Genomic DNA, 19,524 nt, shown 5'->3' with positions numbered 1-19,524 from the left:
AGCCATGTCAATCACCATCCGCCCACTCGCCGACGGCGATTTCTTCTCATGGCTAGGGCTCTATGAGGGCTTCGCTGCCTTCTACGACACTCCGCTGACCGACGAGAAGGCGCTACGCGTCTGGACCTGGCTGAACGACGCCAACCACGAGGAGAACGCACTCGTCGCGGTCGACGGCGAAGGCACCCTGATCGGCCTCGCACACTTCCGGGAGTTCACCCGGCCGCTCGCCAGTGACCGAGGTCTCTTCATCGACGACCTGTTCGTCGCCCCCGACTCGCGCGAGCAGGGAACCGGAACGGCCCTCATCGACGCGGTGCGCACTCTCGCCGTCGAACGCGGATTCGGGGTGGTGCAGTGGGTGTCGGCATCCGACAACGAAGCCGCGCAGAATCTCTACGACACGGTCGGCAAACGCACACCGTGGGTCACCTACGAGATCGCGCTCTAATCATGCAGATGGGCACACGCTGGCCGGTCGGCGGCGAGATCCCGACCTCGCTTCCCGAGGTCGTCACGCTTGCTGTGCATGCCGTCGAGGAGGAGTTGGAGGCGCTGGATACCAACACCTCCGCCTGGCGCTGGACGCTCACCTGGCTGGAGCGCAAGCCCGTCATCGAGTTGGACGACGGCACGATCATCCGGTACAACCCCAATGAGGACACCGCGACGATCACCCAGCCGGGCGAATCCGTACCGGACCCGTTCGACGAAGACTAACTTTCGCGCGCGCCCTGAGCGTCGGCCGAGAGCACCACTCGCGCGCCGAAGACCGCTCCGAGCGAACTGGGCGGACTCGCGACGCGGTTCACCGCATCCATGAGCCGAATCGACGCAGCATCTCCTCGCGGCTGGCCTCGACACGTGCCTGTTGGCCGGCGAAGTCAGGGCGAGAGGGCCGGGCGGCGCGGCGGCGCCCCCACGCGAGCAGCACTAAGCCGGCGCGGATGATCAGGCGATCGATGCGGCTTGGCCGGGCGTTTGCGTATAAGAGTCGGGTAGCAGTCATTGCGGTCATTTCGGGGTCTCCTCTCCGTCAATGAGCGGAAATGCGTTGAATTGCACCTGAATCTGCCGGGAGCCGGGCAGGTTCTGGCCGCGATGCATCTCGACAAACTCGTCGGTGATCCGACTGATCTTCTTGGTGAGCTCGTCGAGTTGCTCGGCGGTGACCCGAGCATTCGCCGTATTCATCGCGCTGGCGTCCATCCAGTCACCCGGCAGCACGTCGAGACCCCGGTCGATGAACTCTGCGAGAGCCATGTCACGGTTCGACTGCCACTGTCGAACGACGAGTGATGCGGCCGCACGCCCTGCCTCGGTGTCGGCCACCTTGCGCGCATCCAGGCTGATGCCGCCTGGCGCGCGCTCCCACCAGCGTTCCCTGGCCGTTCCCCGGTCGACGACCTCGCGAACGAAGTCATGCCTGGCCAACTGCCGCAGGTGGTAGCTGGTCGCACCGCTGGACTCCCCCAGCCGCTCGGCCAGTCCGCTCGCCGTGTGCGGGCCGTACATCGACAGAACATCGATGATCTGCACGCGCAACGGGTGGGCCAGCACCTTGAGCGACTCGAGGTCGATGGTGCGGTCAGCGCTGAACGGCGTCTCGTCTGGGGTCGTGTTCATGAAACTCAGAATAGCAATGCAAAGTTTTCTTTGCAATAGATTCTTTGCAATACATTCTTTGCAACGGACTCTTTGCGGTTCGTGGGCTCCCGATTAGGCTTGCACAATGGCCGATTCGACTAATCCCTTCCTCGCTCCGAGCACACTCCCCTATCAGTTGCCACCGTTCGCCGAGATTCGCGACGAGCATTACGAGCCGGCGTTTGAACATGGCTTCGCCGAACAACTCGCCGAGGTCGAAGCCATCACCGCCAATCCGGATGCCGCCACCTTCGAAAACACACTGCTCGCGCTCGAGCGCAGCGGCCAGACACTCATGCGGGTCGCCGAAGTCTTCTTCAACAAGAGCTCGGCGGACAGTTCCGACTTCACCAACGATCTCGAAGAGACACTCGCGCCGCTGCTCGCTGCGCATCAGGATTCGATCACGCTGAATCCGGCTCTGTACGCGCGCATTTCGACCGTTCACGATCAGCTCGACGATCTCGGCCTCGATTCCGAGTCGCGATACCTCGTCGAGCGCTATTACACCGAGTTCACACTGGCAGGCGCCGGTCTCGATGAGAAGGGCACGGCCAGGCTCAAGGAATACAACCGCCAGTTGTCGACCCTGACGACCCGTTTCGAGAAGAACCTGCTCAGCGACACCAACGATCTGGCGGTTGTCATCGACGATGTCGCCGAGCTCGACGGCCTCGATGCGGGCGAGATCTCCGCAGCGGCTGAGGCTGCGCGCGAGCGCGGTCTCGACGGCAAGTACCTCATCACCCTGGTGCTGCCGACCGGGCACCCGCTGCTCGCGAGCCTCAGCAACCGGGCCGTGCGTGAACGCGTGATGACCGCGTCGCGTTCCCGCGGCATCCGGGGCGGAGAGAACGACAACCGCGAGGTCGTACTGCAGATCACCCGGCTGCGCGCCGAGCGCGCCCGCCTGCTCGGCTTCGACTCGCACGCCGCCTTCGTGACAGCGGATGAGACGGCCAAGACCCCGCAGGCGGTCGCCGACATGCTCGGACGGCTCGCACCCGCCGCCGCCCGGAATGCCCGCACCGAGCAGGAGGAACTGCAGCGCCAGGCGGCCCAATCGGGCGACGACATCACCATCGAGTCGTGGGACTGGGCGCTGTACACGGAGAAGGCCCGCAAGGCCGCGTTCGACGTGGACACGGCCGCCATGAAGCCGTACTTCGAGTCGGAACGCGTGCTGCGCGACGGTGTGTTCTTCGCGGCAAACCGGCTTTATGGCATCACCTTCACCGAGCGCACCGATCTCGTCGGCTACCACCCGGACGTGCGGGTCTTCGAGGTCTTCAATGACGACGGCTCGCAGCTGGGCCTGTTCCTCTACGACCTGTACACCCGCGATTCCAAGCGGGGCGGGGCTTGGATGAACTCGCTGGTCTCGCAGTCGACGCTTCTCGACACGCCCACCATCGTGCTCAACAACCACAACGTTCCCAAGCCTGCAGCCGGCGAGGCGACCGTGCTCAGCTACGACGAGGTCAACACGCTGTTCCACGAGTTCGGGCATGCACTTCACGGCCTGTTCGCGCACGTCACCTACCCCAAATTCGCAGGCACCAACGTGTACCGCGACTTCGTGGAGTTTCCCAGCCAGGTGAACGAGATGTGGATGCTGTGGCCCGAGGTGCTCGCCAACTACGCCCGGCACTACCAGAGCGGTGAAGCGATGCCGCAGGAGCTTGTCGACCGGCTGAAGGCATCCGAGGGCTTCAACGAGGGTTTCAAGACGAGCGAGTACCTGGGCGCGGCGCTGCTCGACCAGGCGTGGCACTCGATCACGGCCGACGACGCGGTGACGGATGTCGCCGACTTCGAGGCTCAGGCCCTCGCCGTCGTCGGGCTCGACAACCCGGCGGTTCCCTCGCGCTACTCGAGCACCTACTTCGCACACACCTTCTCAGGTGGCTACGACGCCGGCTACTACTCGTACATCTGGAGCGAGGTGCTCGACGCAGACACGGTGGAGTGGTTCACGGAGAACGGCGGCCTGAACCGCGAGAACGGCGAACGCTTCCGCGCCCGCCTACTGGGCGTCGGTGGATCGAAGGACCCGCTCGAGGCCTACCGAGACTTCCGCGGTCGTGACGCCGTCATCGAACCCCTGCTGAAGCGCCGCGGCCTCGACGCGTAGCCCCGGTCGCTGAGCGTGCCGAAGCGCGCTTAGAGCACCGCGGCCTCGAGCAGCCTGAACGTTCCGGCCTCTGGGTCGAGCTCGGCCAGCACATTGTGCGGCAACACGATCTGCGGATCGGTGTGCCCGAAATCGACACCCGTCAGCACCGGAATATCTGTTGCGCCCCACTCCGCGAGCCTCTCGAGCACGATCGTGTCGAGCTGTGCCTTCTCATTCACGCTGTAGCCGCGGGGCCGACCGACGACGAGACCGCAGATACGGTTCAGGATGCCCTGTGCACCGTAATTGCGCAGCCAATAGCCCACCTGTGCGGGCGTGGGTTTGTCCTCCGAGGTCTCGACGAAAAGAATCCGGTCATCGAAGAATTGCGGTGCCGGCCACCATGGTGTGGCGAGCATCATGTCGAGCACCTCGATGCACCCGCCGGTCAGGCGTCCGGCCGCCGGGCGCGTGCCCTGCAGCCAGCGCCAGCCCTCGTGCCGACGGCGCTCCCCCACCTGCGTACCGGCCTGCTCGCGCCAATCGGGATAGTCTCCGACCCAATAGTCATACGGTCGGTACTCGAGCACGGACGTGGGCTCGAACAGCACCGATCGAAGGTGCTCCTCCAGCCCGGGCAGATTCGAGAGCTGGGCGAGGCCTGCCATCACACTCGGGCCGTTGAAGGTCACGAGTCCCTGCTGGGCCAGCCAGAACAGCTGCGTCGTCGTGTCCGAATAGCCGAGCAGAATCTTGGGATGCGTGCGCACGAGTTCCACGTCGACGTGTGGCAGAATCCGCACCGAGTCATCTCCGCCGATGACGGTGACTATCGCGGCGATCGACGGGTCCGCGAAGGCCGCGTTGAGATCGGCTGCCCGCGCTTCCGGTGACGCGGACGCGGCATCCGGAGTGAAGCTCGTCGAGGGGTACTCGACGACCTCAAGTCCGAAGCGGTCGCGCAGACTTGCGAGGCCGGCACGATAGACCGCGGGGAAGACCGTTGAGCCTGGCCAGGAAGTCGCGACGACGGCGATCCGGTCACCCGCGCGAAGACGCGCTGGCTTCAGAATCTGCACGGTAGTCGGTCGCTGAGCTTGCCGAAGCGCCCTAAGCGGACTTTTCCGCGCGACGGGGGCGGTGAGGCACAATCGTCGGTGCGGCGTTCTCCAGCACGGATTCGCGGGTGACGACCACGCGGGCAACGCCGTCATTGGAGGGCACCTCGAACATGATCGGCCCGAGCACCTCTTCCATGATGGCGCGCAACCCGCGGGCACCAGTCTTGCGCAGCACGGCAAGGTCGGCGATGGCCTCCAGCGCGGGCTGCTCGAACTCGAGCTCCACGCCGTCGATCTCGAACATGCGCTGGTACTGGCGCACGAGGGCATTCTTGGGCACTGTGAGAATCTGCATCAGGGCTTCCTGGTCCAGCTGCGTCACGGTGGTCACGACCGGGAGCCGACCGATGAACTCGGGGATCAACCCGAACTTGTGCAGGTCCTCCGGCAGCACCTCGCTGAACAGGTTGACCTCGTCGCCCTTCGTGTGCAGCGGGGCGCCGAAGCCGATGCCCTTCTTGCCTGCACGCTGCGAAATGATCTCCTCAAGCCCCGCAAATGCGCCGGCTACGATGAAAAGCACGTTCGTCGTGTCGACCTGAATGAATTCCTGATGCGGATGCTTGCGCCCACCCTGCGGGGGCACCGACGCAACGGTGCCCTCGAGAATCTTCAGCAGCGCCTGCTGCACACCCTCGCCCGAAACGTCGCGGGTGATCGACGGGTTCTCGGCCTTGCGGGCGATTTTGTCGATCTCATCGATGTAGATGATGCCGGTCTCGGCGCGCTTCACGTCGTAGTCGGCTGCCTGAATGAGCTTGAGCAGAATGTTCTCGACGTCTTCGCCGACGTAACCGGCCTCGGTCAGGGCCGTCGCATCCGCCACAGCGAAGGGAACGTTGAGCCGCTTGGCGAGAGTCTGAGCCAGATAGGTCTTGCCGCAGCCGGTGGGACCAATGAGAAGAATGTTGCTCTTGGCTATCTCGACGTCATCGATGACGTCGGCCGGGCCGATGGCCGCGCGTGCACGCACACGCTTGTAGTGGTTGTAGACGGCGACGGCGAGAGCGCGCTTAGCGGGTTCCTGCCCGATCACATACTCTTCCAGGAACCCGAAGATCTCTTTGGGCTTGGGCAGCTCGAACTCGCTGCTCGCCTCTTCGCCCGACTCCGCCAGGCGCTCTTCGATGATTTCGTTGCAGAGTTCGACGCACTCGTCGCAGATGTAGACGCCGGGTCCGGCGATCAGCTGTTGCACCTGCTTCTGGCTCTTGCCGCAGAAGGAGCACTTGAGCAGGTCGGCGCTCTCCCCAATGCGTGCCATCCGTCACTCTCCTTGATAACCGGTCTACGAAGAACAGGTAGTTGTTTCGAGCCTAGCTTGTGCCGACGACAACGTGCGGCAGCACCGACCATAAAGCGAAACGGCGCGTCACCGACGGGCGACGCGCCGTTTCGACTGGACGCTACTTGACCAGAGCCGCCGGCAGGTTCTTCCTGCTGGTGAGCACCTGGTCGATGAGACCGTACTCGAGGGCCTCAGCCGCGGAGAGAATCTTGTCGCGGTCGATGTCCTTGTGCACCTGCTCCTGGTCGCGGTTGGAGTGCGCTGCGAGCGTCTCCTCCAGCCAGGTGCGCATGCGCATGATCTCGTTCGCCTGGATCTCGATGTCGGATGCCTGGCCCTGCCCGGCCTCGCCGACGGCGGGCTGGTGAATCAGGATGCGCGCGTTCGGCAGTGCGAGACGCTTGCCGGGAGTGCCGGCGGCGGTCAGCACCGCGGCGGCGGATGCGGCCTGGCCCAGAACGACCGTCTGAATGTGCGGACGGATGTACTGCATCGTGTCGTAGATCGCCGTCATAGCCGTGAATGAGCCACCGGGCGAGTTGATGTACATGACGATGTCGCGATCCGGGTCCTGGCTCTCGAGCACGAGCAGCTGGGCCATGATGTCGTCGGCCGAGGCGTCGTCGACCTGCACACCGAGAAAGATGATGCGGTCCTCAAACAGCTTGGCGTAGGGGTCCTGACGCTTGTAGCCGTAGGCGGTGCGCTCTTCGAACGTCGGCAGGATGTAGCGGGAGTTGGGCATCGCGACTCGACCGGCAGCGGTGAAGGTGGGGGTTTCCATGTGTTTCTTCCTGTTCGTCTCTTCGCGCGCCTAGTGTGCGGCCTCGCCGGCGGTGACCGCGGCGACATCCAGTGCCGTCTCGCGGATGTGATCGACGAAACCGTATTCGAGGGCTTCCTTCGCAGTAAACCAGCGGTCTCGGTCACCATCGGCGTTGATCTGCTCGACGCTCTTGCCGGTCTGGGCCGCAGTGATCTCAGCGAGGCGCTTCTTCATGTCGAGGATGAGCTGTGCCTGCGTCTGGATGTCACTGGCCGTGCCACCGAAGCCGCCGTGGGGCTGGTGCAGCAGCACGCGCGCGTTCGGCGTGATGAAGCGCTTGCCCTTGGTGCCGGCCGTCAGAAGCAGCTGGCCCATGGATGCCGCCATGCCGATGCCGACTGTCACGATGTCGTTGGGCACGAACTGCATGGTGTCGTAGATGGCCATGCCAGCCGTGATGGAACCACCGGGCGAGTTCACGTAGAGAGAGATGTCCTTGTGCGGGTCCTCCGCGGCGAGCAGCAGCAGCTTGGCCGCGATCTCGTTCGCGTTCTCATCACGCACCTCGGAGCCCAGCCAGATGATGCGGTCTTTCAGCAGTCTGTCAAAAACACTGTTGGGCATTGCCTGATCGGCCATGTGTCGCGCTCCGTTTCCCTTGTTGCGTCGGAATCGAATCTATCGGAGGCGACCCCCGCGACATGGCTATGTTCGCCGTGGGCAGAGCGAAGCGGCAAAACGAGAGCGGGCCGAGCGTCTTTCGACGTCCGGCCCGCTTCATCGTGTTGCGACTATTCCTTCGCGGACTTCTTCGCGGCAGGCTTCTTGGCTGCAGCTTTCTTTGCTGCGGGCTTCTTCGCCGGCTTCTCGGCGGGAGCCTCCTCGGCGTCGGCGGATGCTGCCGCCTCGTCAGCTTCGATGTCACCGATGAGCTGCTCTGCGTCATCCTCAGGAACCGCGATGAACTCGGAGAGGTCAACCGGCTTGCCCTTGCTGTCGACAACCTTCACCCGGCCGAGCACGATCGCCAGCGCCTTGTTGCGGGCGACCTCGCCGACCATGGCGGGAATCTGGTTATTCTCGCTGAGCACCTTGACGAATTCGTTAGGCTCCATGCCGTACTGCGCGGCGCCCTGGATGAGGTACTGCGTGAGCTCGTCCTGGCTGACGTTGACCTTCTCGATCTGGGCGACCTCGTCGAGGAGAATCTGCGTGCGGAACGTCTTCTCGCTCGACTCGGCGACCTCGGCACGGTGCACGTCGTCTTCGAGACGGTCCTCATTCTCGAGGTGACGGTGTACCTCGTCTTCGACGAGCTTCTCCGGAACGGGAATCTCGACGAGCTCGAGCAACTTGTCGACGAGCTGGTCGCGAGCCTCGGTGCCCTGGCCGAGCGCCTTCGACTTCTCGACCTGCGTGCGCAGGCTGGCGCGCAGTTCGTCGATGGTGTCGAATTCGCTGGCGATCTGCGCGAAGTCGTCATCGGCATCCGGAAGCTCGCGCTCCTTGACGGCGATCAGCGTGACGGTGATCTCGGCGTCTTCGCCCTCGTGGTCTCCACCCATGAGCGGCGCCTTAAAGGTGGTGGTCTCGCCGGCACTGAGCGAGTCGAGCGCCTCGTCGATGCCGTCGATGAGGTCGCCGCTGCCGATCTCGTAAGAGATGCTGTTCGCCGTGTCGACTTCTTCGCCACCGATGACGGCGACCAGGTCGATCTGGGCGAAGTCACCGGTCTTGGCGGGGCGATCGACGGTGACGAGCGTGCCGAAGCGGCTGCGCAGGTTGTCGAGCTCGTCGGTAACTTCGAGCGCAGTGACCGCGACGGCGTCAACCGTGAGCTCGATGCCGGCGTAGTCGGGCAGGGTGACCTCGGGGCGCACATCGACCTCGATGGTGAGCTTCAGGTCACCGGAGAAGTCTTTCTCGCTCGGCCACTCGACAATGTCGGCCTCGGGGCGGCCGAGGGTGCGCAGTTCCTGCTCCTCAACCGCGGTGCGGAAGAAGCCGTCGAGTCCTTCGTTGACCGCGTGCTGGATGACCTCGCCGCGACCGACCCGCTGGTCGATGATCGCCGGCGGCACCTTGCCTTTGCGGAAGCCGGGAATGTTCACCTGCTCGGCGATGTGTCCATAGGCGTGGGTGATGCTCGGCTTGAGCTCTTCGGGCGTCACCTCGAGGGTGAGCTTCACACGCGTGGGGCTGAGCTTTTCGACCGTCGTCTTCACGTTGTTGGATTCTCCTGCTTGTCGGATGTGTTTCCTGCGAAAAATGGATTCGTGTCGGGGCGACAGGATTCGAACCTGCGACCTCCCGCTCCCAAAGCGGGCGCTCTAGCCAAGCTGAGCTACGCCCCGGATTCAAACCACAACCCGCATGGCCAGATACCACGCGCGAACACGTCGGCGAGCTGCGAGGCGAAATGACCTTGGCAAGTCTAATGTATAAGATTGGTCAGCACGCCTCCCCAAAAGAAGCGCTGCGGGGATGTAGCTCAATGGTAGAGCCTCAGTCTTCCAAACTGATGGTGCGGGTTCGATTCCCGTCATCCCCTCCCAATGCGGTCTCGCACCCGGGATAACGCAAACGTTGCCCCAGGCCAGCTGAGCCAGCCCGGGGCAACGCGGTACGAGAACGTGAAGTTACTCGGAGAATGCGTCCTTGATCTTCTCGCCAGCCTGCTTCACGTCAGCCTTGGCCTGGTCCTTCTTTCCTTCGGCCTTCAGCTTGTCATTGTCGGTGGCATCCCCGACCGATTCTTTGGCGCTGCCGGCTGCCTTCTCGGCCGCGTTTTCGATCTTGTCATCGGCACCCATAGTGACCTCCTGTCGTTATGAATTGACACTGCACAACCGAGTCAACTCCCTCAAGCGATCGGCGTCAGGGGGTTGACATCAGCGAAGAGTCTGAGTCAAATACGGATGGCTACTTCCGGCGGGCTGCTCTCCTGATGAAGCCGATGATCGCGGTCGCGACGAAAAGGATGAGGCCGATGATCGCCAGCCAAATCAGGCCTTTGATGGCGAACCCAAGCACGGCGAGTATGGCCCAGATGACGAGGAGCACGATAACGAAGATCAACATGGCTACACGCTACCCGGGGGCAGCAACCGTGCACAGGGCGCTCCCGCACGTGTTCTCCACACTGTGAACGAATGACCCTCGACCTGCGGCGGTTCTCTGCCAGAGTGGCACCATGACTGACGCACAAGGGCCAGCCGATTCGCCGCATGCGCGCCGCATTTGGCCGCAGAACCCGGGTCTCTTCACGGATGTGACCGTGTGCCCGGCATGCTTCACCTCGTTGCGGAGCCCGGTGTGTTCCGGGTGCGGGCTGGACCTCTCGGTACCACGCGCATCCGAGTTGCTGGCAATTGGCCAGCGTCTGGTGCAGTCGGAGGAGGAGCGCCAGCGGGTCATCACACGGATGCGCGCTGAGCAGGTGGCTGCCGCCGCAGCCCTGGCGCAGGCACAGGTACCGGCACCGGAGAAAGCAGCGCCGACTGTTGCGGCGGCGATCGCTCTTTCACCGGCTCCCCGGGCGGTGGCCGCATCCGCTCCCCCGGCGGCCGCCGCATCCGCTCCGCTGGACGCCGTGACTGTGCCCCGGCGTTCGAGTGTGCAGGTATTGCTGCTGACGCTCGGCGTCGTGCTCGTGTCGGTGGCTGCCGCGTTCTTCCTCTTCATTGCGTACGTGATCGCGTCCGTCGAGGTGCGCGCGGTCATGACGGCGCTGGCGAGCGTCCTTGTCTTCGGCGTTGCCTGGATGCTGCGCGTGCGCCGGTTACGCGGCACAGCAGAAGGGATAGCAATCGTCGCCATCGTGCTGCTGTTGCTCGATGTGTGGCTCGTGCGTGCCAACGGGCTCTTCGGAAGTGGCGATGTCGACGCGTCGATCTTCACCGGCATGAGCCTGTTGATTCTGTCCTTGGTGTTCCTGGTCGTCGATCGCGTCACGGGTCTACGTGTGCCCGGAATAGCCTGGGCCTCGCTCGCACCGATCGGCATCTACCTGTTGGTGCTCGGCGTTCTCCTCTCCGTGCAGTCCGTCGGAACGGGGTGGACCGCGCTGGGCGCCGTCGGCGTACTCTCGCTGACTACTCCATTGTTGCGCGAGCGGCCGACCGAGAGCACGATCATTCGGGTAGCCGGGTTCCTGGCGACAAGCGTCGCGATACCTGCCGCCATTGCCGCAACCCCGGGTTCCGTTTCGGTGCGGATCATGGCCTTCCTTCTCTTGAGTCTGCTGTGGATCGCGATTCTGCTGGTCAACCGCGGCGGGCATCCGTTCTGGCATCGCTATGCGGCGATGGCCGCGGGCCTGACGCTGGTGCTTGCGGTCGTGGTGCCGGTGCTCGACACCGTGGATGCCGGCGACCTGGTCTGGGTGCCGGCCACCTGCGCTGCCGCCCTCGCCGTGCTCGTGGCAGCGTTGGCGCGCTACAGTCGCCTTGCCGCGGTGCGCCGCGCGGTACTCGACGCGTTCATCCCGATTGCTGCGGTGGCTGCACTGGCGATCATGCCGGCTCTGGTTCTGGGCGCGATCTCGTATCTGGCCGTGCTCACAGGCCTCGGCAGCCGCTGGCGCTACGGGCCTCTTGACGCTCACGACTTTCCGACCAGCATGGTGTTGGGCGGGCTTGGCTGGGGTGCGGTGCTCGCGCCGCTCTGTGGCGCGGTGCTGCTCGCGGCCGCACTCTGGTTTTTTGGGCGGCTGAACACGTACTTCGCGTTCTGCGTCGCGCTTCTTGCAGCCGCCCTGCTGTCGGCGGGCGCCCTCTCGAGCACAGCCATCGCATCCGTCGTCTTCGCCTGCGCAGCGGCTGCGGCCATCGTCTCGCTGGTCGTATGGCGCACCCCCCTCACCGTGAGCACGCGCGTCGTGTATGCCGCGACCGGCGCTCTCGCGGTTCTGGCGTTGTGCTCGGTCGGCTTCAGCAGCACGGCGGTCTGGCCGTTCAGCACGATCATCGCCTTCTTTTTCGTCGTGCTTGCCCGAATGCTCGTGCATCGCATGACGCGCGCCTCAATCGGGCGCGGGATCGGCGCTTTTCTCAGCGGGGGCGCGGCGGTCATCGGCATCGTTTTCGTGGCGAATCTGCCCGAATGGCTTTCCCGCGTCGGCAGCGACCCATGGGCGATGTCGGCGGACGGTGCGTTCTGGACGGTTCTGGCTACCGCTGCCACCCTGGCAGCTTTAGCGGTCATGACCCCCCGCATCCTGCCTCGAACGGATGCCGCAGCCCTGAGTCTCATCGCGGGTGTTGCGCTGGTTGTCGCCGCAGCCGGGGTCTTCTTCACCCCGACGCGATACGGCGTAACAGACTCAACCGGCACGCGGCTGATCACCCTCGGTGTGATCGGTCTGCTCTGTGTGCTGTGGCAGCTCATGCCGCGTAGTGCGGGCTGGCCGCAGCGTGTCGTGTTCGCCGCAGCAGCCCCGATTGGACTCGCGCTTTTCGCATTAGAGCTCACGAACGATGCACTGCCCTCCGACGCCGCGGCGGCATCCGCTCTTCCGCTCGCCGCGATAGTGGCTGCCGCTCTGGCCTTTGTGCTACTTCCGCTCGACCGGGAACGTGCCGCGCGCCTCGCCTGGGACGCTGCGACGGTGCTCGTCAGCCTCGTGATTCTGGTGACCGCAGTCGCAGTCGCCTCCGATTACCTGTGGCTGTGCCTGCTGCTGCTCGCTCTTGTGCCGCTGCTGCTCGCGGCCGGCCATGGCGGGGTGTTTCGCACCACCAGCGCGTGGCGTCACGTCGCGTGGCTGTCGCTGCCGCTGGCCGTTGCCGGCCTGTGGTCGTATCTCGGTCGGCACGGCACGGCCGCGCCAGAGCCGTATTCACTGCCGGTCGCCGGCTTGCTCGCTGTACTTGCGGTGTTGGTCTGCTGGCGGCGCTCGCCTCTCACGCACGGGCTCGTTGGTCGCAATGCTCTGGCGACAGCTGCGGCAGCCCTCGCCGTTCTGCCGAGCGTGTTCTCGGTGACCGCGGATGCCCCGGCGCGGCCGGTAGTGCTCGTCGCGGTGGGCGCCGCGCTGCTGCTCGTCTCCCCCGTTCTCCCCCATGAGTTGCGCGGGGTGCGCCTCCCGCTCATTGCCTCAGCTTCCGGGGCCGTCGCCGCGCTCGGTGCCGGCACGATTCGATCGCTCGTGCTCGTATCCGAACGCGGCGATACGGGCTTCGGTCTCGAGGGGTGGATTCTTCCCGGCGTCGCCGCAGCGGCAATCGCGGCATCCGTGTGGGCGCTGCGAGGCAACGCGCCTCGATGGGCCGCAGAATCGCTCGTTGTTCTGGCGGTCGCGGCCTTCGCCGTGCCGGAGGCCGCGGCGATTCTCTCGGGTGAATACCCGACGCTTCGTCTGCTCATCACCCTGGGACTACTCGGCGCCACTCACATCGGCGCTGTCCTGCTGGCGCGCGCACCGCTCGGCCGCGCAAGCGAATGGGTCTCTCTCGCCGTGATGGCTGTGCTGGCGTTCGCCGCGATAACCACCGGGCACGCCGATCCATTTGAGTTCGCGACAGTTCCGTTGGCGATTGCACTCGGCGCCGCCGGCTTTGTGCGCCTGGACGAGCGGGACTCGACGGGAAGCTGGGTGCAACTCGGCCCTGCCACGGCGGTGCTTCTGGTGCCGTCGTTGCTCGCCGACTTCGGCCCCTCACCGCTGTGGCGGGTGATAACGCTGGGCATCATCGCCATAGTCATCGTCATCGTCGCGGTGCTGCAGCGGTTGCAGGCGCCGCTGCTCATCGCGGCGGGGGTGCTCGTTGTGCACGCCATCGCGCAACTCTGGCCGTGGATCTCCGCAGCCTATGAGGCCGTGCAGTGGTGGCTGTGGCTCGGCATCGGGGGCGTGATTCTGATAGTGCTCGCCGCCACGTACGAGAAGCGAATCAGGGACGTGAAGGCGTTCGCGCGGTCGATTTCGTCGTTGCGTTGAGCAACGCTGGCCCGCGACAGCGGGGCTAGCGCTGCAGCCAGGTGAGCACGGCGAGAACGCGCCGGTGGTCGGAGCCCGAATCTTCCAGGCCCAGCTTCTGAAAGATGGAAGTGACGTTCTTCTCGACAGCACCCACGCCTATCACGAGGCGCGTGGCGATGCCCGCGTTCGTACGCCCCTCCGCCATCAGCTCGAGCACCTCGCGTTCGCGCGGCGTGAGCGAGGCGATGGGGTCGGCACGGCGGCCCAGCAGTTCGCGCACGACCTGCGGGTCGAGCACGGTGCCGCCCGCCGCGATGCGGGTGACGGCATCCGTCAGCTCATCGAGCGAGGCCACCCGGTCCTTGAGCAGATAGCCCATGCCACCGTTGCCAGCCGCCAGCAGCTCGTGTGCGTAGGTGCCCTCCACGTACTGGCTGAGCAGCAAGATTCCGACCTCGGGCAGGCGCCGCCGCAGCGTGATCGCCGCCTGCACGCCCTCATCGCGATACGAGGGGGGCATGCGTACGTCGAGCACGGCGAGGTCGGGGCGCAGCTGCTCGATCTTGGCGAGCATGCTCTCGGCCTCACCGAACGATCCGACCGTCTCGAATCCGGCCTCATCGAAGAGGCGAATCAGCCCCTCGCGCAGCAGCACCGAGTCATCGGCGAGAACGATACGGAGGGCGGGAGACGAAGGATCTGCGGCGGTCACCCACTCAGGATAGGGGCAGCGAGGTTTCGGCCGTCATGGTCACGGGAATGTGCGCCCCGACGAGACTCGGCCCACCGATCGGGCTCTGCACCTCGAGAATGCCGCGCAGCCCGCGCAGTCTCTCGTCGAGCCCACGCAGCCCGTGACCGTTCTGCACGGATGCACCGCCCGAGCCGTTGTCTGTGACCCACACGTCCAGCCACGTCGTGTCGCCATCGGGGTCGCGACGCAACCCCGCGTACAGACGAGCCTCAGATGCGTTCGCGTGCTTGGCCACATTCGTCAGCAGTTCGGCGGCCACATAATAGGCGCTGCGCTCGATCTCCGGCGGCAGCCGCAGTGCGGCATCGAGACGGATGTCCACGTGCACCGGCACGGTGCTGCGGGATGCGAGAGACTCCAGGCCCGTGATGAGGCCACGGTCCTGCAGAATCGGCGGTGCAAAGCCACGCGAGAGGGCCCGAAGTTCTTCGAGGGTGTCGCGCGCCTGGCCCCGCGCCTCCTCCAGGAGGCCGCGGGCGGCATCCGGATCGGCATCGAGCTTGCGTTCGGCGCTCGCCAGGTCCATTTGCAACCGGATGAGACGCTGCTGCGGCCCATCGTGCAGGTCACGCTCCAGCCGACGCAGCGACTGGTCCTCGGCGGTGACGGCAGCTCCCCGGGAGGCGCTGAGATCGGTGACCTCGCGCTGCAGTTCCTCCGAGCGCCAGGCACCGAGCATGCCACGGGCGATGCCGTTGTGGACGAGAGTGAGCCCATGGGTCAGGAACGGGAGGGTGAGCAGGAAAATCACCCCGCCAACGAACATCAGCACTCCATCACCGACGACGGGATCGAAGCCGGGAGTCACGCCTCGAAATACCGCGCCGAAGACGGTGTGCGACAGAGAGAAATGATCGTTGTCACTCGGAATGAAGGAACTCCAGAACCAGTAGCTGATGCCGCCGAGCCCGCCGGCGACCCACACGATCGAGAGCACCCACGTCACCGTGCCGACTATCGGGTTGATCAGGTAGCTGTGCAGCAGATAGAGCCAGTAGTGACCGTTGACGAACGGGCCGAACGTCACCCTGATGAACCCGGCGGGCTTGTTTTCGGGAACCCACCGCGGCGGCTCGATCTCGGCGCGGCCCGCCCAGCGCAGGCGCACCAACTCGAGGGTGCCGAAGCCGCGCGCAACATACATCGCGGCAACCACCAGGAAGAACCCAATGTAGATAATCAGTGTGCCAATGCCCGCCCAGAACAGCCCGTTGAGCAGCACGAAGCATGCCCACACAAGGGGCAACGTCAGCAGCAGAAAGCCCAACTCCCTGGGCACGCCCCGCCAGAGCGCCAGATATCCGCGCGAGTGCGGCCGGGAGTTCTGCACGCTGGAAGTCTGGGGGTGGGAGATCACGGCATCCAGCGTGTCAGATGTGAAGCCCATCGTGGGCGTTTCTTCGGTGCTCATGGTTCCAGTCTCGTGAGCGGGGCCGGGGCACAGAACCGGGCCAGCATCCGGATTCGACAGGGGGTTATCCCCCGTGACGTCACGGGTTAGCAGAGCCTCAGCTTGCTTGCGGAATAGCCCGGGCCGCGTAGCGTTGCCTAGGACAAGAACGATACGACAAGAGCGAAAGGGATCACTCATGGCTAACTCCACCGCCACCGTTGCACAGAGCGTTTCGAACCCGGATGTCGCTGCCGGGGTTGCGCAGTTCCTCAGCCCGGTAGTCATCGACCTCACCGCCCTCGTCGTCAACGGCAAGCAGGCGCACTGGCACGTGCGCGGCGCCAACTTCATCGGCGTTCACGAACTCCTCGACACGATTGTTGCGCACGCGCAGGAGTGGGCCGACCTGGCCGCCGAGCGCATCGTGGCCCTCGGCCTTCCGATCGACGCGCGACTCGAGACCGTCGCGGCCAAGACCAACACCAAGCCGTTGACCGCGGGCTTCCGCCAGTCGAACGACACGATCACCGAGGTCATCGCCCAGATCGATGCGGCCCTCGCCTCCGTGAACACGGCCGTCACCGAACTGGACGAACTCGATCAGACCAGCCAGGATGTCGCCGTCGAGATCGCCCGCGGACTCGACAAGGACCGTTGGTTCCTGTTCGCCCACATCAGCGAGTAGCCGAAGAGTCCTTCGCTGCGCGGATGCGTTCGTGAACGCGACGCATTTCGGCGGCAAGGGCGGGGCTCGCGTACGCGCCATCACCCTCCAGCCCGTCGATAATTCGGTCAACGGTCTCGACGGGCCGATTCTGGCTGAGTTTGCTCTTCGCCACGGTCCTCGTCGGGGTGAGTCGCCATCCGACCGTGCCTGAGAGCAAACGCTGAGCGTATGCCTCGTTGTCGGGTGTGCCCGCCATACGTCGCGGCTGTGGCATCCGGTCTTCGAAGTGGTCGACGAGACGGCCGAGCACGTTCCAGTTCTCCTCGTCGCTGAGGATCTCGGGGACCCCGCTGAGGTGGGCGACGACGAAGTTCCACGTCGGTACGGCGGGGTTCGCGTCGTACCAGCCCGGCGAGATGTAGCCGTGCGGACCCTGGATGATCACGAGCAGTTCGTGCGAGCCGAACTCATGGATGAGATCGTCCGGCTTACCAAGGTGACTCACGATGGAGATGTCCTCGCGCGACTCGTCGAGCAGCACCGGGTAGTGGGATGCGACCGGCCCGAGCGCCGTCTGGCTGACGATGGTCGCCCACGGGTTCTCTCGAATCAGCCGCTTGATCTCGTCGGTGTCGCCGAGGGCGAAACTGGGGTTCTGTCGCATGTCGTTCCTTTGATCTACCGGTCACGCCTGGCAGTTCGGGCACCAGTACAGCTTGCGCGCCGCCATAGTCTCCATGGTGATGTGTGTGCCACAGACGCGGCAGGGCAGGCCTTCGCGCTTGTAGACCCAGTGTCGGTCCGCGCGGCTGGCCATGGCCTTTGCATAGTCGTCGCCCTCGAGCCCGTCCATCGTCATCATCTGGCCGGTCGCCACGCCGAGTTCGAGCAGGTACACCCAGTCCCGCCACAATGCCACCGCGATGTCGGTGGGCACCTGTTTGCCGGGCGTGTGCGGGTTGAGCCTGGCGCGGAACAGCATCTCGGCCCGGTAGACGTTTCCGATGCCGCTGACCACGGACTGATCCATGAGCAACAGCGCGATAGGCGTGCCTTTGCGGCGCACCGCGCTCACGAAGCGATCCTCGGCCGCCTGCCGCTCGCTCTCGGTGCCCGAGTCGTTGATGGGGTCGGGGCCGAGTCTGTCGATGACGGCCTGCACCTGCTCGGCGACCAGCACCTCACAGGCGGTCGGCCCGCGGAGGTCGGCAACGGCCGTCGCTGTGAGCAACCGCACACGCACCTGACCGACCGGCTCGGGAGGAAACGTGAAGTCGGGATTGTCGTCTTCCTTTTCGGATTCCGACATGCGCAGGCGCGCCTTGCGCGGGGCGCCGATGCTGTGCACCGAATCCTCGCCGTCGGCATCATCGAGAGACGCTTCGTCGAGCACCGTGCCGCGCTGGTTCGTCTGCCCCATGCGGCCGCCCGCCGACCGGATGGTCGCATCCGTTGTGATCTCGCCGGCAAAGTCCCAAGCGCCGTACAGCCCCAGATGCACACGCAGCCAGAGACCGTTGTCGAACTCGAGGAACATCTGCTTTCCGACGGCGCGGGCGTCCGTCATGATGCGCCCGTCGATGCGCGTGGCACCCTCTGAGAAGCGGCCCTGTGGCGAAGAGACCGCAACCCGCTTGCCCACGAAATTGCGCGCGAACTGGCGCGCGATCCGGTGAACGGAATGGCCCTCAGGCATGGTGCCTCCCGTTAGTGGTCGACGTGTTTGCCGGCGATGTCGCCCGTTGCCTCGAATTCGGCGAGCTGCGCGATGCGGCGCGCGTGCCTCTCCTCCTCGGAGAATGGCTCGGCGATGAAGGCGTCGATGAAGCTTGTGGCCTCTTCGACGGTGTGCTGGCGGGCGCCGATAGAGATGACGTTGGCGTCATTGTGCTGGCGCGCGAGTTCCGCGGTGCTCAGGTTCCAGACCAGAGCGGCGCGGATGCCCGTCACCTTGTTGGCGGCGATCTGCTCGCCGTTGCCCGAGCCACCGAAGACCACACCGAGAGCCTGCACTCCGGCCTGCTGGTCGGCGATGACTCCCTTCGCGGCATTGATGCAGAACGCCGGGTAGTCGTCGATCGGGTCGTATGCGGTCGGCCCATGATCGATGACCTCGTGGCCGGCGGCACCCAGATGCTCGATCAGGTGGTTCGAGAAGTCGAGGCCGGCGTGGTCGGTGGCGATGTGGATGCGCATCTGGCCAGTTTATTGGTCGAAGATGGGGTCGCTCGTGCGGGTGCGCTTGATCTCGAAGAAGCCCGGGTAGCTCGCCACGGCCACGACCCCGTCCCACAGTTTCACGGCCTCCTCGCCCTTCGGCGCGGGCGTGATGACCGGGCCGAAGAAGGCGGTGCCGTTGACGGCTATCACGGGAGTGCCGACATCCTGCCCCACGCGGTTGATGCCGTCGAAGTGGCTGGCGCGCATCTGCTCGTCGTATTCGTCGGAATCCGCGTAGCGCAGAAGCCCGGCGGGAAGGCCCACCTCGGCGAGCGCGGCGGGGATGACCTCGTCGGGGTTCTTGCTGCCACCGGGGTGGATGCGGGTGCCCAGCGCATCGTAGAGCGGCTTCACGTATTCCTGCCCGTGCAGTTCCTGAACGGCGGCAACGAGCCGGGTGTAGCGCAGCGCACGCGGGAAGAACGCTTTGTATGACTCGCTGACGTCCTTGTCCTCGTTGAGTACCGCCAGGCTCATGATGTGCCAGGTGACATCAAGATCGCGATGCTTGGCCACCTCGCCGACCCATCGGCTGGTCATCCAAGCCCACGGGCAGGAGGGGTCAAACCAGAAATCAACGGCAGTCTTCTCTGAAGCAGTCATGTCTCTATCTAACCAACCGGCGGCCCG

20 protein-coding genes and 2 tRNA genes are annotated in these 19,524 nt (G+C 65.0%); 6 read left to right on the top strand and 16 right to left on the bottom strand.

What is annotated here, in order from left to right; translation table 11 throughout:
* Positions 1 to 4: 4 nt before the first annotated feature.
* Positions 5 to 451: a GNAT family N-acetyltransferase gene (locus tag ASC63_RS11475; protein WP_055813315.1), complete on the top strand. Its 447-nt coding sequence runs from the start codon at positions 5 to 7 to the stop codon at positions 449 to 451.
* Positions 452 to 459: 8 nt separating this feature from the next.
* The gene (locus ASC63_RS11470) at positions 460 to 720 is read left to right on the top strand and encodes a hypothetical protein (RefSeq protein WP_235492207.1); all 261 of its coding nucleotides are present in this window, start codon (positions 460 to 462) and stop codon (positions 718 to 720) included.
* Between the two features lie 88 nt (positions 721 to 808).
* Here ASC63_RS11470 and ASC63_RS16325 read toward each other — a convergent pair whose 3' ends face one another.
* Positions 809 to 1,018: a hypothetical protein gene (locus tag ASC63_RS16325; RefSeq protein WP_157487663.1), complete on the bottom strand. Its 210-nt coding sequence runs from the start codon at positions 1,016 to 1,018 to the stop codon at positions 809 to 811.
* Positions 1,015 to 1,626: a helix-turn-helix domain-containing protein gene (locus ASC63_RS11465; RefSeq protein ID WP_055813309.1), complete on the bottom strand. Its 612-nt coding sequence runs from the start codon at positions 1,624 to 1,626 to the stop codon at positions 1,015 to 1,017. The genes ASC63_RS16325 and ASC63_RS11465 overlap by 4 nt, the downstream gene beginning before the upstream one ends.
* 106 nt (positions 1,627 to 1,732) lie before the next feature.
* Between ASC63_RS11465 and ASC63_RS11460 the strand changes: the two genes are divergently transcribed.
* Positions 1,733 to 3,781 carry a M3 family metallopeptidase gene (locus tag ASC63_RS11460; protein ID WP_055813306.1) on the top strand — a complete coding sequence of 683 codons (2,049 nt, stop codon included), beginning with the start codon at positions 1,733 to 1,735 and terminating at the stop codon, positions 3,779 to 3,781.
* Between the two features lie 29 nt (positions 3,782 to 3,810).
* Here the strand turns inward: ASC63_RS11460 and ASC63_RS11455 are convergent, their stop codons facing one another.
* The 6 genes from ASC63_RS11455 to ASC63_RS11430 form a co-directional block, all read right to left on the bottom strand.
* Positions 3,811 to 4,842, bottom strand: a complete 1,032-nt coding sequence (locus ASC63_RS11455) for a S66 family peptidase (protein WP_055813304.1) — start codon at positions 4,840 to 4,842, stop codon at positions 3,811 to 3,813.
* Positions 4,843 to 4,873: 31 nt separating this feature from the next.
* Positions 4,874 to 6,148 (bottom strand): ATP-dependent Clp protease ATP-binding subunit ClpX, encoded by a 1,275-nt coding sequence (gene clpX / locus ASC63_RS11450; RefSeq protein WP_055813301.1) that lies wholly within the window; start codon positions 6,146 to 6,148, stop codon positions 4,874 to 4,876.
* 142 nt (positions 6,149 to 6,290) lie between these two features.
* Complete coding sequence (locus ASC63_RS11445) at positions 6,291 to 6,956, bottom strand: ATP-dependent Clp protease proteolytic subunit (protein ID WP_055813298.1); 666 nt, start codon at positions 6,954 to 6,956, stop codon at positions 6,291 to 6,293.
* Positions 6,957 to 6,986: 30 nt separating this feature from the next.
* Positions 6,987 to 7,577: an ATP-dependent Clp protease proteolytic subunit gene (locus ASC63_RS11440; protein ID WP_200936859.1), complete on the bottom strand. Its 591-nt coding sequence runs from the start codon at positions 7,575 to 7,577 to the stop codon at positions 6,987 to 6,989.
* A gap of 152 nt (positions 7,578 to 7,729) precedes the next feature.
* Positions 7,730 to 9,163, bottom strand: a complete 1,434-nt coding sequence (gene tig / locus ASC63_RS11435) for a trigger factor (protein ID WP_055813295.1) — start codon at positions 9,161 to 9,163, stop codon at positions 7,730 to 7,732.
* Between the two features lie 54 nt (positions 9,164 to 9,217).
* Positions 9,218 to 9,292, bottom strand: a tRNA-Pro gene (locus ASC63_RS11430).
* Between the two features lie 126 nt (positions 9,293 to 9,418).
* On the opposite strand from ASC63_RS11430, the gene ASC63_RS11425 reads away from it, so the two are divergent.
* Positions 9,419 to 9,489, top strand: a tRNA-Gly gene (locus tag ASC63_RS11425).
* Between the two features lie 88 nt (positions 9,490 to 9,577).
* Here the strand turns inward: ASC63_RS11425 and ASC63_RS16130 are convergent.
* Positions 9,578 to 9,751 (bottom strand): CsbD family protein, encoded by a 174-nt coding sequence (locus ASC63_RS16130; protein ID WP_082487535.1) that lies wholly within the window; start codon positions 9,749 to 9,751, stop codon positions 9,578 to 9,580.
* 109 nt (positions 9,752 to 9,860) lie between these two features.
* Positions 9,861 to 10,019, bottom strand: coding sequence for a hypothetical protein (locus ASC63_RS16525; RefSeq protein ID WP_200936857.1), 159 nt, complete (start codon positions 10,017 to 10,019; stop codon positions 9,861 to 9,863).
* A gap of 112 nt (positions 10,020 to 10,131) precedes the next feature.
* Between ASC63_RS16525 and ASC63_RS11420 the strand changes: the two genes are divergently transcribed.
* Positions 10,132 to 13,878: an SCO7613 C-terminal domain-containing membrane protein gene (locus ASC63_RS11420; RefSeq protein ID WP_157487662.1), complete on the top strand. Its 3,747-nt coding sequence runs from the start codon at positions 10,132 to 10,134 to the stop codon at positions 13,876 to 13,878.
* A gap of 25 nt (positions 13,879 to 13,903) precedes the next feature.
* Here ASC63_RS11420 and ASC63_RS11415 read toward each other — a convergent pair whose 3' ends face one another.
* Together ASC63_RS11415 and ASC63_RS11410 are read right to left on the bottom strand one after the other, a co-directional pair.
* Entirely contained in the window at positions 13,904 to 14,572 is a 669-nt protein-coding gene (locus ASC63_RS11415; protein ID WP_055813288.1) for a response regulator, read from the bottom strand.
* A gap of 4 nt (positions 14,573 to 14,576) precedes the next feature.
* Positions 14,577 to 16,025 (bottom strand): sensor histidine kinase, encoded by a 1,449-nt coding sequence (locus tag ASC63_RS11410; RefSeq protein ID WP_235492199.1) that lies wholly within the window; start codon positions 16,023 to 16,025, stop codon positions 14,577 to 14,579.
* Between the two features lie 178 nt (positions 16,026 to 16,203).
* Here ASC63_RS11410 and ASC63_RS11405 point away from each other — a divergent pair, with 178 nt between their 5' ends.
* Entirely contained in the window at positions 16,204 to 16,692 is a 489-nt protein-coding gene (locus ASC63_RS11405) for a Dps family protein (RefSeq protein ID WP_055813285.1), read from the top strand.
* Here ASC63_RS11405 and ASC63_RS11400 read toward each other — a convergent pair.
* From ASC63_RS11400 to ASC63_RS11385, 4 genes are read right to left on the bottom strand one after another with little or no spacing between them, the layout of a single operon-like run.
* A complete protein-coding gene (locus ASC63_RS11400) occupies positions 16,682 to 17,338 on the bottom strand; it encodes an FMN-binding negative transcriptional regulator (protein WP_055813282.1) in 657 nt (218 codons plus the stop codon). The two genes, ASC63_RS11405 and ASC63_RS11400, sit on opposite strands and share 11 nt — an antisense overlap.
* A 21-nt stretch (positions 17,339 to 17,359) precedes the next feature.
* The gene (locus ASC63_RS11395; protein ID WP_055813279.1) at positions 17,360 to 18,370 is read right to left on the bottom strand and encodes an Fpg/Nei family DNA glycosylase; all 1,011 of its coding nucleotides are present in this window, start codon (positions 18,368 to 18,370) and stop codon (positions 17,360 to 17,362) included.
* 11 nt (positions 18,371 to 18,381) lie between these two features.
* On the bottom strand, positions 18,382 to 18,870 hold the full coding sequence (locus ASC63_RS11390) for a ribose-5-phosphate isomerase (RefSeq protein WP_055813276.1): 489 nt from the start codon (positions 18,868 to 18,870) through the stop codon (positions 18,382 to 18,384).
* A 9-nt stretch (positions 18,871 to 18,879) separates the two neighbouring features.
* Complete coding sequence (locus tag ASC63_RS11385; protein WP_055813274.1) at positions 18,880 to 19,497, bottom strand: mycothiol-dependent nitroreductase Rv2466c family protein; 618 nt, start codon at positions 19,495 to 19,497, stop codon at positions 18,880 to 18,882.
* Positions 19,498 to 19,524 lie beyond the last annotated feature (27 nt).

The organism is Leifsonia sp. Root112D2 (genome assembly GCF_001424905.1).
Taxonomy (GTDB): Bacteria; Actinomycetota; Actinomycetes; order Actinomycetales; family Microbacteriaceae; genus Root112D2.
Note: the sequence above shows the minus strand (reverse complement) of the source record. Positions and strands in the feature narration are given on the sequence as shown.

Excerpts from the sequence above, each read along its gene's own strand:
- ASC63_RS16525 (WP_200936857.1), bottom strand. The coding sequence starts at position 10,019 with ATGTTGATCTTCGTTATCGTGCTCCTCGTCATCTGGGCCATACTCGCC.
- ASC63_RS11465 (WP_055813309.1), bottom strand. The coding sequence starts at position 1,626 with ATGAACACGACCCCAGACGAGACGCCGTTCAGCGCTGACCGCACCATC.
- ASC63_RS11440 (WP_200936859.1), bottom strand. The coding sequence starts at position 7,577 with ATGGCCGATCAGGCAATGCCCAACAGTGTTTTTGACAGACTGCTGAAA.
- ASC63_RS16325 (WP_157487663.1), bottom strand. The coding sequence starts at position 1,018 with ATGACCGCAATGACTGCTACCCGACTCTTATACGCAAACGCCCGGCCA.
- ASC63_RS11405 (WP_055813285.1), top strand. The coding sequence starts at position 16,204 with ATGGCTAACTCCACCGCCACCGTTGCACAGAGCGTTTCGAACCCGGAT.
- ASC63_RS11475 (WP_055813315.1), top strand. The coding sequence starts at position 5 with ATGTCAATCACCATCCGCCCACTCGCCGACGGCGATTTCTTCTCATGG.
- ASC63_RS11400 (WP_055813282.1), bottom strand. The coding sequence starts at position 17,338 with ATGCGACAGAACCCCAGTTTCGCCCTCGGCGACACCGACGAGATCAAG.
- ASC63_RS11420 (WP_157487662.1), top strand. The coding sequence starts at position 10,132 with ATGACTGACGCACAAGGGCCAGCCGATTCGCCGCATGCGCGCCGCATT.
- ASC63_RS11385 (WP_055813274.1), bottom strand. The coding sequence starts at position 19,497 with ATGACTGCTTCAGAGAAGACTGCCGTTGATTTCTGGTTTGACCCCTCC.
- clpX (WP_055813301.1), bottom strand. The coding sequence starts at position 6,148 with ATGGCACGCATTGGGGAGAGCGCCGACCTGCTCAAGTGCTCCTTCTGC.
- ASC63_RS16130 (WP_082487535.1), bottom strand. The coding sequence starts at position 9,751 with ATGGGTGCCGATGACAAGATCGAAAACGCGGCCGAGAAGGCAGCCGGC.
- ASC63_RS11445 (WP_055813298.1), bottom strand. The coding sequence starts at position 6,956 with ATGGAAACCCCCACCTTCACCGCTGCCGGTCGAGTCGCGATGCCCAAC.
- ASC63_RS11395 (WP_055813279.1), bottom strand. The coding sequence starts at position 18,370 with ATGCCTGAGGGCCATTCCGTTCACCGGATCGCGCGCCAGTTCGCGCGC.
- ASC63_RS11410 (WP_235492199.1), bottom strand. The coding sequence starts at position 16,025 with ATGAGCACCGAAGAAACGCCCACGATGGGCTTCACATCTGACACGCTG.
- ASC63_RS11460 (WP_055813306.1), top strand. The coding sequence starts at position 1,733 with ATGGCCGATTCGACTAATCCCTTCCTCGCTCCGAGCACACTCCCCTAT.
- ASC63_RS11470 (WP_235492207.1), top strand. The coding sequence starts at position 460 with ATGGGCACACGCTGGCCGGTCGGCGGCGAGATCCCGACCTCGCTTCCC.
- ASC63_RS11390 (WP_055813276.1), bottom strand. The coding sequence starts at position 18,870 with ATGCGCATCCACATCGCCACCGACCACGCCGGCCTCGACTTCTCGAAC.